Annotated in this window: 12 protein-coding genes; 10 read left to right on the top strand and 2 right to left on the bottom strand. The window is 39.1% G+C overall.

Annotation, left to right across the window (positions count from 1 at the left end):
- Positions 1 to 15 precede the first annotated feature (15 nt).
- A complete protein-coding gene (locus J2X61_RS30110) occupies positions 16 to 222 on the bottom strand; it encodes a helix-turn-helix domain-containing protein (RefSeq protein ID WP_310193407.1) in 207 nt (68 codons plus the stop codon).
- Between the two features lie 776 nt (positions 223 to 998).
- On the opposite strand from J2X61_RS30110, the gene J2X61_RS30105 reads away from it, so the two are divergent.
- The 10 genes from J2X61_RS30105 (at position 999) to J2X61_RS30060 (ending at position 12,314) form a co-directional block, all read left to right on the top strand.
- Positions 999 to 1,553: a hypothetical protein gene (locus J2X61_RS30105; protein ID WP_310193405.1), complete on the top strand. Its 555-nt coding sequence runs from the start codon at positions 999 to 1,001 to the stop codon at positions 1,551 to 1,553.
- Between the two features lie 250 nt (positions 1,554 to 1,803).
- Positions 1,804 to 2,055, top strand: coding sequence for a hypothetical protein (locus J2X61_RS30100; protein WP_310193402.1), 252 nt, complete (start codon positions 1,804 to 1,806; stop codon positions 2,053 to 2,055).
- Positions 2,042 to 2,296, top strand: coding sequence for a hypothetical protein (locus J2X61_RS30095; protein ID WP_310193400.1), 255 nt, complete (start codon positions 2,042 to 2,044; stop codon positions 2,294 to 2,296). The genes J2X61_RS30100 and J2X61_RS30095 overlap by 14 nt, the downstream gene beginning before the upstream one ends.
- 484 nt (positions 2,297 to 2,780) lie before the next feature.
- Complete coding sequence (locus J2X61_RS30090; RefSeq protein ID WP_310193397.1) at positions 2,781 to 3,179, top strand: hypothetical protein; 399 nt, start codon at positions 2,781 to 2,783, stop codon at positions 3,177 to 3,179.
- Positions 3,180 to 3,676: 497 nt separating this feature from the next.
- Entirely contained in the window at positions 3,677 to 4,810 is a 1,134-nt protein-coding gene (locus J2X61_RS30085; protein WP_310193394.1) for a DNA cytosine methyltransferase, read from the top strand.
- 179 nt (positions 4,811 to 4,989) lie between these two features.
- Positions 4,990 to 5,931: a Cfr10I/Bse634I family restriction endonuclease gene (locus J2X61_RS30080; protein WP_310193391.1), complete on the top strand. Its 942-nt coding sequence runs from the start codon at positions 4,990 to 4,992 to the stop codon at positions 5,929 to 5,931.
- Between the two features lie 259 nt (positions 5,932 to 6,190).
- On the top strand, positions 6,191 to 7,330 hold the full coding sequence (locus J2X61_RS30075; RefSeq protein WP_310193387.1) for a DNA cytosine methyltransferase: 1,140 nt from the start codon (positions 6,191 to 6,193) through the stop codon (positions 7,328 to 7,330).
- Positions 7,327 to 9,861, top strand: a complete 2,535-nt coding sequence (locus tag J2X61_RS30070) for an ATP-binding protein (RefSeq protein ID WP_310193385.1) — start codon at positions 7,327 to 7,329, stop codon at positions 9,859 to 9,861. The genes J2X61_RS30075 and J2X61_RS30070 overlap by 4 nt, the downstream gene beginning before the upstream one ends.
- A complete protein-coding gene (locus J2X61_RS30065) occupies positions 9,862 to 11,598 on the top strand; it encodes a DEAD/DEAH box helicase family protein (protein WP_310193382.1) in 1,737 nt (578 codons plus the stop codon).
- Complete coding sequence (locus tag J2X61_RS30060) at positions 11,595 to 12,314, top strand: hypothetical protein (RefSeq protein WP_310193379.1); 720 nt, start codon at positions 11,595 to 11,597, stop codon at positions 12,312 to 12,314. Before J2X61_RS30065 ends, J2X61_RS30060 begins: the two co-directional genes overlap by 4 nt.
- A gap of 19 nt (positions 12,315 to 12,333) precedes the next feature.
- On the opposite strand, the gene J2X61_RS30055 is transcribed toward J2X61_RS30060, so the two are convergent.
- Positions 12,334 to 12,774, bottom strand: coding sequence for a very short patch repair endonuclease (locus tag J2X61_RS30055; RefSeq protein WP_310193378.1), 441 nt, complete (start codon positions 12,772 to 12,774; stop codon positions 12,334 to 12,336).
- Positions 12,775 to 12,965 lie beyond the last annotated feature (191 nt).

Genomic DNA, 12,965 nt, shown 5'->3' with positions numbered 1-12,965 from the left:
TATTCTTATAGGGGATTATAAAGTTGCCTGTATTGAATAGATTTTGAATTCCTGTTCTTTGAACCAGGCCTCAAGTGTATCCCTTCGAAATAAGATTTTTGTACCTATTCGAGTATGAGGAATGCGGAGAGCCCTGACTTCTGCGTACAGCTTATCCTTGGAGATAGCCTTCTCAAATATTTCTTCCCACGCTTCGTTAAAAGTAAGAGTATTCTTTTTCATTAGAGTCTCCTCCTAATGGTAACTGTTGTTTTGTATTGTGCTTTTTCTAAGTTGATAGACAGAGGTCAATATTCATACGTCCATATCTAGATATTACGGTGTATGCTTATTTTGTTAAAAGTCTAAGAATCCCGAGTGAATACCCCCTTGTAAAAGAATTGGAAATAAAAAAAGTCCCTTTTGAATGTAAAAAAGACACAGTTATCCTGTGTCTTAAAATACATCACAAAAGAGACTTCTTATTACCCCTACTCTGCCGAATGTGTAGCGGCAAAGAAAATGAAAACATGAATCGTAATGGAAAACGATTTTTGATCTACGAGAAAGAAATTGTTTAATGATACGCTTTTATTTTATCCAGTTAAACATTAATGGTCAAGAATATTTTGTGAATTCCGAAAGCTGTGCTACCATTAATTTAGAACTGGTGTTCCCAAGGGAGGTGGTTATTTTGAAGAAGATGTTTGTACCAACTTGCCGTGTATGTGAGAAGTTAAACGACATAATGACACATTGTGCCATTTATGGACCCGTTGCTCCAGAAAATGTAGACAGTCCAGTTTATGCTCGAGGGTGTTTACTGTCAGGGGAGTATGTAAGACTCATTCATGCTGTACCGAATGAACATAATTATATCGATCCGAAACAAGCATCCGATGATTTCGCATGCAGAATCTATTCGCACTCTTCTGAGAATGAATCATTTTCACTTAAGCACGGCATAACATTGGAGGAATGGGCTAAACAAACCTTTAGTAGCGTGAGGGGAGATTCCAATGATACTAATCGATGACCCCTCAATATATCCAATAGTAACAACTGATACAATGGGAAATCTATTATGTGTTCGGACATATGGGTTACACCATTACGGTTTTTATGATTTTATCTTAGAAGATGGCTTCGAAAATTATGAGATGATCTTTTGTTCACTGATTAATATGGTGTTAGGCTTATCATTTGATTATGGTAAGGAGTGGTTTATAGATGGAAAACTTTTTCGTATAGAGACTCAAGAAGATAACCTAGCGCATATTAGAGTGATAGACATTACAAATATTAAAACCCTCACAATTTATCATCCTATTACAAATGAACCAATAAAATACCAAAGCTTGGGTTTACGTAAGTTATATCAACACCCAGAGGTTTACATTGATGCTAACGTAGCCGATGCTACTGACCTATTAGGCTATGTCATTTCTGAAGTGGAGGGCGGATTTATATATGATGAGGAGTGGATAATTACATATGAAATGAAAGAGTTTGAAGTATTCCGTAATATCGACCGTTACGGTAAAGATTGCTTAGAAATAATTGAAAGGGCGTGACTTGGATGCAAATCTGTTCAGTTTGTAAGCAGCCTTATAATGACTTCCTTGGACTACAAGAGCTTCGCATAACGGAGGGAAACTTACGGTTACTGATATTCCAACATCCAAATGTGACTGTGATGCATTAATAAGTCTCGGTGATGCCGCAATAGTCAAGCTATACAGAGAGAAGCTAAATACACTCGGTATTATTGGAAATGTCTCGATTTCGTTAAATCTATTATTAAAACAGTTTAAAGAAGACGATATGACTGATTATATTAAGAAGCAGCATGAACTTACGAAGAAAATCAATTGGTTAAAAGAGAAACTTAGGATTAGCTCAAACGAAGAGCTATTTCTTAAGGCATTGGCTTTATTGTTTAAGGTGGCTGATTTGGAGCAATGGGGATATAACCTGTATGCGATAAAGGAAACAGAATTGTCTGAGGGAGTCCTAGAGGCACCAAAGTACGATCAAATTGATTTTAGGGAGTTGAACATACATGGGCAGCTGTAGTCGATGTGGACAAGAACACGACCATGATGATGAAATAGAAGGACATGCAAAGCTCTTTGAACAAATGAACTGGATGGTGGAGAAGTTGGGACTTGAAACCGTAGAGGAGCTAATCTCAAAAGCTCTAAGCTTCCTACATATGGCTATAGAATTAGAAGACAGAGGGTATACAATAAAGGCTTATAAAAAGCTAGGTCTATTTGAGGGAGCGGAACATATAGAATTTAAAATAAGGCCATAATTGTGCTAGGTTATGGGACTTCATTAAGCAAGTTTAATAGGATCCATAGAGGAGAATATCATTTGTTGATCGCTTGAAAAAAAGTTGGCAAATGAACAAACATATGCTATATTCACTACATTACGAAATACATTATTTTCTCCAACTTTATAAAATTAGATGGAGAGTGGGGACCAGTTGGTCAATAAATAGTAGTCTGGAGCACAAGCCTTCGGACAAACCATAGGGTAATAAATAATGATCGAGGAGCTTGATTAGTCTTTTTAGACTTTTTTGCGCCTCAGGGCCTTGAGTCGGTGTGGGAGTTTTTTACTTCTACAGCGGCTTTTTTTTGTTTAATTTATTCAGTCTAAGGTGAAAGGGGGGAGCAACGGTCTATGCGGTTGAACCAAACGTCATCAGGTTTGTTATAAATCAAATGAAATCTTTTTAATGCACATCAAGCGAAATAATAATATGAGTGAATCTAAGGAGGAGTAAAATTATGTGTATGTCATTTTCGCGTACTGTATTTGAATATGAGTTAGACTGCATTATTAAGCCGCCTAGGCGTGCAAGAAATGTTACGGTCGAATCAAAAATACCGACTACCCTAACAATGGAGCTTATATATGAAGTGCGTACTGATAATCCTAGTGTAGTCATCCTGGTATTCAGTTCTGTTGATATTTGGACAAATAGAACTAGGGAGAAAGGGGGGGATTTTGTTCGTCTAATTATGAGATGGAAAACCGAAAAGGGTTTTAAATATCGTCATTTGGATAGCATTTATAGAGATGAAAAGTTATTTTACCATATGGCAGAAACCATTGATCAAGCAAAATCAGAAGTTTTCTACTGTGAGGATTATAAATGGACTTCTCTGCTTGAAATAGTACTTTGATTTTAGATGTAGTGAAATTTCAGGGACTGCCGGTAGATAAATCGGCAGTCTCGGGATTGTCGAGGAAGTTTCTTCAAACAAAAATTTATAAGTAATTATACCCAGTGAAGGGGGAAAGACGACTGCTACTACAAGAATGGTTTTAAGACGCTATGGGTATATCATTTTCTAATTTTATGAGGAGAATGGAAAAACCTAAACTAGGAGTGATTAAAATGATTGAACGAAACCGCAATCAAAACTAACTTGTATTTTTCAACATGGATGTCAATTCCTGATTCTCTCTTATCCAAATGTTCCATCTTGCCATCTTTGAAAATGACTATAGAATATATTATTATAAAGAATCCGCCCGACAATAAATTTACAGGAAATTGTCGTACATTATCATAACTTGTATGGTATTATATAAGGGCATAGGATCATGCGTTCCTGTTTTGTTTGATTCTTAAAGTCAGATATACATGAACGCAATCCCTGGAGAGGTGAGAACAAGCATGAAATGTCCAGATATTTTTTCTTTTTTTTCGGGTGCCGGTTTTCTGGACCTGGGGTTTGAGATGAGTGGATATAATGTAGTTATGATAAATGAGTTTAATGATTCGTTTCGCGCCACATATGAGTATTCACGCAAAAAAATGGGGTTGAATTTACCGGAATTCGGTTGTCCGCATAAGGATGTTACAGAATTTCTAACCAGAAACGGAACAGATGAGTTACGCAGACTAATAAGTATTTGCAGAGATAGAGGAAATCCAGTTGGATTCATCGGTGGACCTCCTTGCCCAGATTTTTCAGTAGGCGGCAAGAACCGTGGGTTTGAAGGTGACAATGGTAAGTTAACTGCAACTTATGTGGATATTATATGTGAACAAGGTCCAGATTTCTTCCTGCTGGAGAATGTTAAAGGGTTATGGAGAACTAAAAAACATCGTGTTTTCTATGATCATATGAAGAAAAAGTTACAAGATGCGGGTTATGTGACAACTGAGCGTCTGATTAATGCGATAGAATATGGTGTGCCGCAACAACGGGAGCGCATCATTTTGTTTGGTATAAAAGGGTCTTATTTAAACGACCTGGGAATAACAATGAGTGAGAATGCAACTTTGGGAGATATTTTTCCTTGGGAAGCAAAGGTTAGATATCCTTTAGCAGAAATCATGGAATTTCCGTTTCCTGTAGAGGATCCGTTCGGTGAAGATTTAGCCAGGGAAATACCTGAAGGTGTGCCGCCTGAACTTACAGCTGAACATTGGTTCCGTCTTAACGATGTATATAATCATCCAAACTCCCATATGTCATTTACCCCAAAGGCCGGGCTGGCGAAGTTTTTGGTGATACCTGAAGGGGATGATTCAAAAAAATCTTATAAGCGCCTCCATCGCTGGAGATATTCTCCTACTGCGGCTTATGGTAATAATGAAGTTCATTTACATCCCTATAAGGCAAGAAGACTCTCTGTGGCTGAAGCCTTAGCAATACAGTCACTCCCTAAACAGTTTGAATTGCCGCCGGAAATTACTCTTTCCAATGCCTTTAAAACTGTAGGTAACGGTGTCCCTTATCTAGCGGCTAAGGGAATTGCAGAAACCGTACTAGAATTCATCAATGTAAGGGTCGGTGTTTAGCAGGCATTTTGCCTGCTTTTTTTTATGCAATTTTAGTAATCAAACTCCTAAAGCCAGACGTTTTTGAAAATGTCACTTTTACATTATTTAAGAGGATATCTGTAACAATTGTCGAAAATAAACTATGTACTTTGAGCGAGTTTTCAAAAACATTAGATAGAATGAAATGGGAGAACTAAATGCAAAGGCAAAGTGAGCAAAATGCTGATTTCATTGAAGAATCGGTTGAACTATTAGATGGGTCGGAAGAGGACTTTCTGCTGTTACTGGGTGAGGAAGAAGAGGCGGAGCCCGTTGAACAATACACGAACAAAAAGGGCGAACTTAAGACAAGGGTAAAGCCATTTGTCGTTGCTTCGCAGCTTTATAATAAAGAAGTGCCAACAGGAAGTGTTGAAGAAATTATGAAGAACATGCAAAAATACGCCGAAGAGTCAGCGGCAAAAAAAGGATATCAGGAACCTGACAAAACTGCATTTAATAATAGCCGCGGGACTTGGTTCGAGGTACTATTAGCAGTTTGGGCCTGGAATTATTGCTATCATAAATCTGACAATTACGCAGTTATTAGGTTACCAAATGTAAGAGTATTAGATTTCCATGACGTTTTCGAATCAGATACACGCGGTAAGCTGCAAGAACTATTGAATTCATTGCAAAAAAACAACGTGAAAATGATAACATCCAATCCTGATTTTATTATTATTAAAAAAGATTTGCTTATCGATGAGGAAATCAAAAACTTATCTATCGATAACATGAAGAAGGTATTTAGTCTATATAAAGAAGTGCAACATTCATTAAAGTGGAATGAGGTATTGATTGGTATAGGGGTTAAAACTTCTTTACGCCCAGATAGACGTCTACAATTAGTTCATGAAGGCAATATACTAAAATCTTTATTTACCCATTTGAAGATGAGATTTTGGGTGAGGGACTACTTTTTTAAATATCTTGTAGTATCAAATAAAAAACTCAATCGAGCCGATATTGCAGCTCTTGAAACAGCAGCAACCCATACAATCGTGAATGTTGACTCTATACCAGAGAGTGCTGTTGACGGGCATTATCATATCAAATCCAAACAAGAGTTTGACGCCATGCTGGATGGACTGTGGTAAGCTGTCGTCGTAATACAATTAAATGAAATATAGTGAAGTTCACGCTTTTTTGAAAAAGCTGTGCAAGTACTTTGTTTGACATCTGTGTCGAAGATTTCCCGGCTCATTTATCAAAGCAAGAAGGGTAGTTCGCTCAGCCGTAGTCCCTTTAGGGACTTTTTTGATTTTTAGGCCCATTTATGGTACTTTTGGCCTCATTACAGCAGGAATTAAGCGCACTTGGACGAAATAACACTTATTGACTGTTGAGGAGCTGCGAATGCAATACTTGCATAATTATTCCAAATTGGAAAGTCAGCAAAAGGGAATACCTGTTTTGTCCTTCTTTACCGGAGCGGGTTTTCTTGATATTGCTTTCATTCAAGCCGGCTTTAACCCTTTATGGACAAATGAATGTAATCCGTACTTTGTCCGCGGCTATGCCCATGGTATGACATTATTAACAGGTGTAGAGACACGGATTTCAAATATTACTCCGATTGAGCACGTTGGCCCAAATCAAATTATGTTAGAAGCATTCGGTAAAGGAGTTAGACCAGAACTGTTTGGTATCATAGGAGGTCCGCCATGCCCTGATTTTTCTGTAGGCGGAAAAAATAAGGGGAGAGAAGGCGAAAAAGGGAAACTTTCTCAGGTCTTCATAAATCGTATAATCGAGATACAACCCACCTTTTTCTTAATGGAGAATGTGCCGGGTTTTATGCGTACAGCCAAACACAAAGAGTTTTTCTTAGAACTCATTTCACAACTAAGTAAAGATTATCTAATTGACTATAGTATCATTAATGCTTTGGAGGCAGGGGTTCCGCAAGACCGTGAAAGATTGTTTGTCGCAGGATTCCATCGAAAATGGATAAAAAGCAAGACCAGAAAGAAAAATGTACCTATTATTGACAACTGGTTTCCTTGGAAGGATAATTTACCGTTTCCTAATGCTAAATCAATGTACTCATGGCCAAGTGTATCACCGTTTAGAGCAGAACCACCCCGACCTGATGGCATCCCTGCTGAACTTATGGTGGGATCTTATATTAATGATACACATGTAACAGAAAACTTGCCTAATGGTCGGGATGTATTAATTCCTAAAAGTTCTAAACTTTTTGATATTGCTGAAGGGGATGTATCTCGTAAAAGTTTTAAGAGGCTTCACCGATGGAGGTATAGTCCAACTGCTGCTTACGGTAATAATGAGGTGCATTTACATCCTTTTGAACCGAGAAGATTAACAGTTAGAGAAGCCTTGCGGATTCAAACTGTTCCTGACATCTACGCTTTGCCAAGATCCATGCCATTGACGATGAAGTTTAAAACGATTAGTAACGGTGTACCGGTTAAGCTGGGATTTGTTATAGCGCAATCTATAAAAAAAGTAATTGTAGGGGGACTATTAATATGAATGAACATAAATTGATATTCGATTTTACCCCAGACCCTAATGTACTAATTGCATTGACTCATACCGCTATTCTGCCATTGGATGCGTTATGTGAGCTAATAGATAACTGTATTGACTCGTTTCAATACGCTACATTGTCTGGTCTAAAGATTGAGAACCCTATTATACTGATAGACCTACCCAAACCCTCTGAGCTATCCCGGAGAGAAGGTTTAATTCGTATACGGGATAACGGACCTGGTTTAACACCCGAAATGGCTGAGAAAATTATCAGGGCCGGATATTCATCTAAAAATAAATTTGACAGCTTAGGGTTATTCGGTATGGGGTTTAATATTTCTACCGGCAAATTAGGCAGGGTAACCAAGTTATATACCGCTAGGAAAGAGGAATCCCAGGCAACTGAAGTAACCATAGATCTCGCGGAGATTACACGGACTGGTAAGTATGAACTAGAAGGTTACCGTACTTCGAAAAGAGATGGTGTTGAGCAGGGAACAGTAATTGAAGTATCAGGCTGGTGGCCTGAAGGAAATAGTAACAGTCAATTCGTAAAACGACTTGTCCAGTATGGATTGCCGACAATAAGAACTGAAATCGGAAGACGATATGCCACTTTGTTAAGAGACAAAAAGATCAGAATTGTAGTTAACAATGAGCCGTGCGAGGCCTTTCATCACTGTGTATGGAACGAGGCACGTACTGTGGAAAGAAGAGGCTGGGGGCAGATACCTGCGGTTATAAGGTTCGATAAAGTCATTTATAACCAGAAAAAATGCAGCAATTGCGGCTCAGAAATAATATCCGAGATGGATGAGTGTCCTTCCTGTGAGTCTTCCTCTATCCGTACAGTAGAAGAGCGGATAAGCGGTTGGATCGGTATACAGAGATTTGATGATAGTACTAATTATGGAATTGATATAATCCGCAATGGACGGTCCATCCGGATTGCTGAAAAGTCTGCGTTTTTTGAATTCGTTGATGAGTTCAAAAAGACGATTTACGATTATCCGGCTGATCAGAACTACGGCCGAATAGTCGGAGAGGTGCATCTAAACCATGTGCCTGTTGATTTTTTAAAGCAAGACTTTATGCGAACGAGTCCGGAATGGTTGAGGGCGATGGTATTTTTACGAGGGGAAAGTTCCTTACAGCCGAAACAGCCCAACGCAGACAGAAACGAAAGTCCAATGTTCCGGCTGTACCAGGGATACAGGCGGGTAAGAAATTTCGGCAAAGCAGATATGTATATGGGTTATTATGATGCCGAAACAAACGAACCGAAACGGATTTCAAGAGATATTGAGAGAGAATTTTATGCTAAATTCTTGAAAAAAATACCGGGGTACTTTGATGATACGGAATGGTGGAAACTGGTCGAACAGGCGACGACCCCGCCAATTCAGGAACTGCCTGAGTGCCCTTCATGCGGTGCTCAAAATCTAAAGGAGCGGGATACTTGCGAAGTATGTGGAGACATACTTATCCCGAAGAATTGTATAAACCCTGATTGTAACAGTGAGATCCCTAAGTCCGCTTTATCCTGTCCTATTTGTGGTGTTTCACAAGTTCCCAAGATTGAAGATCCTTGGACATGCTTTGTATGTTCAACGAAAAATATAGCCGGTAATACAACATGTTCGCATTGCGGTAACGACCGGAATTCTGAAAACGTACTTTCTCGTGACTATTTATTGAAAAACGCGAATAAGTCTGATGAATTATCCATGCCTGGATGCAGTATTTTATTAGCAGATGGATCTTATAGTTCTCCTATAGCTGTTAACACGTATATCACTGTCAACCCGATTATCCCCTTCAACCAGACTGAAGGCATTCCGCTCGTTGTGTTTAAAGGGGAAGAAATCGACATTTTTATTGATAAGGCTCATAAGGCTTTTCGCGCATTCCGTCTACGTCCGGAGCAAATGATTGCAGCTGAAGTTGCTTTGTATATTTATGACATGAACCGCCAATTGACAGTAAAGCAGTATCAGGGACAGCATACGTTAACGAATCTCGAATGGCAGATTCTAAAGAGTAAATGGTCTGAAGTTCTTGAGGACAACCCTGAAAAAATCAGAGCTGATATTAATAGTTTTTTTGATTCCGTTAAGGAAAGACTTCCCTTGCTCTTCGGAAGCCTCATTTCTGATATATTTGATGATTTAACCGAAGAAGAGAAAAAAAATCTTGTTATAAACATGCTCGGAAAAGAAGACATCAGCCGTATCGGGGAAATGAGAATGGATGGCACATACCTCAAATATTTAGATGAGGAAATAATCGCAGGTTTATTTAATAAATACCCTGAAAAGTTTTTCGATGGGAATTTATGGACGACACCATACACTGGAATTAGTGGGCTGCCGGATACCGTTCTTGCTCCAATTCAATCTCGAATTAAACAAACATTTGGTAACTGTTTATCAGACATATCTGGTTTTGCGCGTGACCGCTCGCCGGAGCCTGGCATCTCCCAACGGGCCAGAATGTCCTTGGATTACTTGCTTCAGAAGGTGGCAAAATAGATGTTTTTTAATGAGGAAAGTTTAAAGTCAGGAACTTGGCAGGCTTTTGAAAGGACTGTCGGAAGACTCCTGATTCACAGTGGTTTTGAAGGGGTTAGACTAGTTGGGCAGTCAAGGGACCGCGGTGCGGATCTGTTAGCTCAATTTGCTGGCAAGCGGTGGTTGTTCCAAGTTAAACATTGGCGACAGAAGGTTGGCGTTTCAGTAATAGGAGAAACACTCGAAGCTTTACGTGTTTACCGCGCCCAAGTCCCCGTAATAGTATCACTTAGTGGATTTGAAACACAAATGCAGGAGCACCAGCGTGCATTGTTGAGTCGTCATATCCCATTACAATTATGGGATTCAAAAATGTTAATTACCAAGGCTATGAAATTGCCGGAAATGCCAGGCTTAAATCGTCCCCCCAGGCGTTATCAAGAGCAAGGGATACAAGACTTAATCAGAGTATATAACTCTGGGATAAATAAAGCTTTGGTTGTAATGGCCACAGGCTTAGGGAAAACTTTTGTGGCAGGGGAAACTGTGCGAAGATTAAATGCAATAAAACCTTTACGTGTGTTGGTCATCGCACATACTAATCCACTCGTATATCAATTAGAAAAGGCTTTTTGGCCGTTTTTGAATAAGTATCAAAATACTGTAGTATGGAATGGGTATGAGCATCTTTCCCATGAGCAAATAGAAAAAGCCTCATTTGTTTTTGCTTGTCTTAATACCGTAGAAGCGTTTATTCGAAATAGGAGAGAACTTGACCATTTTGATCTTGTTATAATCGACGAATGCCATCATGTAGGTGGGCAAATGTACAACAGCATCATTCAAGAATTGACGGCTGGGCAGGAGAATGGTCCATTTTTACTTGGCCTGACGGCAACCCCATGGCGACCGGACGAAGTGGATCTCAAGCAATATTTTGGTGAGCCCGTTGTTAGTGTTGATATAGTAAAAGGATTAAAGCAAGGATTCCTCTCCAATGTAGATTACCGCATGTATACGGATAATATAAACTGGGCTTCTTTGACTAAAATCAAGGGCAAGAACTTTTCCCCTCGTCAAATAAATCGTACGCTATTCATTACCGAATGGGACGACGCGGTTGTATACGAGCTGCGGTCTGTATGGAACGAACAAAAAAAACCGAGGGCAATTGTCTTTTGCGGGACGATAGATCACGCTATTACTATGCGAGACCGAATAAACGCTCTGGGATTTTGTAACGCCTCAGCAGTTTATTCGCAGACAGTAGCTGGCAGGGTAATGGAGCCTTCCGAGCGTAACCGAATCCTGTGTGATTTTCAAGACGGAATAATAGATGTCTTATGTGCTGTGGATATCTTAAATGAGGGTGTGGATGTACCTGATGTAAATATAATCGTTTTTCAGAGAGTGACCCACAGTCGAAGAATTTTTATTCAACAGTTGGGAAGAGGACTTCGTATTGCAGATGATAAAGACAAAGTCATCGTATTAGATTTTGTCTCCGACATTCGAAGGTTCGCCGCGGGCATTAATTTGAAAGACAGTTTATATGACGAGGAAGGACCTGCACCTGGTTCACCTGTCAGAATCAGCTTGCAGCATAAAGTATCTTTTAGGAAAGCTGGAAGTGAGGATCCTCGAACAGAATCGTTTATAAGGCGATGGCTAGAAGACGTGGCGGAGATTGAAAATGCAGGGCTAGATGCATCGGTGCTGAAATTTCCGCCTGAATTACCAGGGGGCAAAAAAAGATGAAGTTTGACAACGTTTTATCCGACTTGGAGAAATTGGTTGGACTCAGGTTACAAAGTATTAAACCAGGGGCGGATGTAAGTTTAGAGGAAATTGATAGAAAAAATTTGAAAGTTTGGTTGATCGCGAGTAACGGTGACCGCAAAAGCCGACCGTTTAGTGAATTAGAAAAGATATGGCTTGCTTTATGTACCGAGCCAGCAGTTCATGTGGAAAAGGTACTTGGAGGATCAGGTTCAAGCAGGAACCAGCCTGAAACATTGATGGCCAACTTGCCATATATCGAGTGGTGCTATCTTGCAGGAAAGAAAAAACATTTAGTGTTGAAATCTGGGGCTACACACCATTATGGTACACTAAAAAAAATGGATGATATTGAAGCTCTATCATTATCAGAACGATTGAAAGGCAAACTTGCGCCTGATTCAGGGATGGTTGTAATAGTTACCGATGATATTTCAGTTGTATCATCGAAGTTGGAACATACTACGGGTGTAGGGTTAGAGGCTAATGATAATGGTATATATCAACATTTACATAGTGGTTTGAAAATATTAATAGTTCAACAAGGAATTGTAGGCTCCCTGCTAACCTCTGGAACTTATGCAGTTATTAATGGTAAGGCAATACCGCAAGGAGCATTGCAAATAAAAATTGATGGACAAGTATATTACGTAATTAATAAAAACGGAATGAATTTGCTTCTGAATTTAATCTGATGGTCACTGAGACGGCATTTTAATCCGTCTCTTTTCTTTTATTTTGAAAACGTGCATCTTCAATAAATTTAGCAATTCGTAAAACTGTGTCTTCGAGATTGTCATTCAGATCATGTTCCCAGATGCGCAGAACCTGCCACCCCAAATCTTGATAGTATTTAAGTATATCCTCATCACGACGTTTATTCCGCTCTAATTTCTCGATCCAAAAGGGGGTGTTCGATTTGGGGATATGCCCGTGTTGCTTGCAGAAATGCCAAAAACAAGAATCAATAAAAATGACGATCTTATATTTCTTAATCGCTATGTCTGGTTTCCCTTTCAATTTTCGGACGTTTTTTCGGAATCTAAATCCCATGTTCCACAACGCATTGGTTACTGTATCTTCTAGCTTTGTATGAGTTGACCGAATTGCACTCATGTTCTTACTTCGCGCTTCTTTGCTGATTTTGTCTGCCAAAATTAATCCCTCGTTTCAGAATGATTTATTATTCAAGCATGATCATTACACAAAAGTTTATTCACAGACTTTATTAAAACAATTGGATTACAATCCTAACATTGCTTACTAAAGAATACAGAAGAATATTATGATGTGGGGGTCTGTACCTTTAGAGGATAAAATTGGATCGTGTCGAAAAGTAAGTTAAG

It is taken from the genome of Bacillus sp. 3255, assembly GCF_031456485.1.
Lineage (GTDB): Bacteria > Bacillota > Bacilli > Paenibacillales > NBRC-103111 > Paenibacillus_E.
Note: the sequence above shows the minus strand (reverse complement) of the source record. Positions and strands in the feature narration are given on the sequence as shown.

What these genes read in the sequence shown, in the direction of transcription:
- J2X61_RS30080 (WP_310193391.1), top strand. Translation starts at nt 4,990, where the DNA reads ATGCAAAGGCAAAGTGAGCAAAATGCTGATTTCATTGAAGAATCGGTT.
- J2X61_RS30065 (WP_310193382.1), top strand. Translation starts at nt 9,862, where the DNA reads ATGTTTTTTAATGAGGAAAGTTTAAAGTCAGGAACTTGGCAGGCTTTT.
- J2X61_RS30110 (WP_310193407.1), bottom strand. Translation starts at nt 222, where the DNA reads ATGAAAAAGAATACTCTTACTTTTAACGAAGCGTGGGAAGAAATATTT.
- J2X61_RS30105 (WP_310193405.1), top strand. Translation starts at nt 999, where the DNA reads ATGATACTAATCGATGACCCCTCAATATATCCAATAGTAACAACTGAT.
- J2X61_RS30090 (WP_310193397.1), top strand. Translation starts at nt 2,781, where the DNA reads ATGTGTATGTCATTTTCGCGTACTGTATTTGAATATGAGTTAGACTGC.
- J2X61_RS30075 (WP_310193387.1), top strand. Translation starts at nt 6,191, where the DNA reads ATGCAATACTTGCATAATTATTCCAAATTGGAAAGTCAGCAAAAGGGA.
- J2X61_RS30070 (WP_310193385.1), top strand. Translation starts at nt 7,327, where the DNA reads ATGAATGAACATAAATTGATATTCGATTTTACCCCAGACCCTAATGTA.
- J2X61_RS30060 (WP_310193379.1), top strand. Translation starts at nt 11,595, where the DNA reads ATGAAGTTTGACAACGTTTTATCCGACTTGGAGAAATTGGTTGGACTC.
- J2X61_RS30095 (WP_310193400.1), top strand. Translation starts at nt 2,042, where the DNA reads ATGGGCAGCTGTAGTCGATGTGGACAAGAACACGACCATGATGATGAA.
- J2X61_RS30085 (WP_310193394.1), top strand. Translation starts at nt 3,677, where the DNA reads ATGAAATGTCCAGATATTTTTTCTTTTTTTTCGGGTGCCGGTTTTCTG.
- J2X61_RS30100 (WP_310193402.1), top strand. Translation starts at nt 1,804, where the DNA reads ATGACTGATTATATTAAGAAGCAGCATGAACTTACGAAGAAAATCAAT.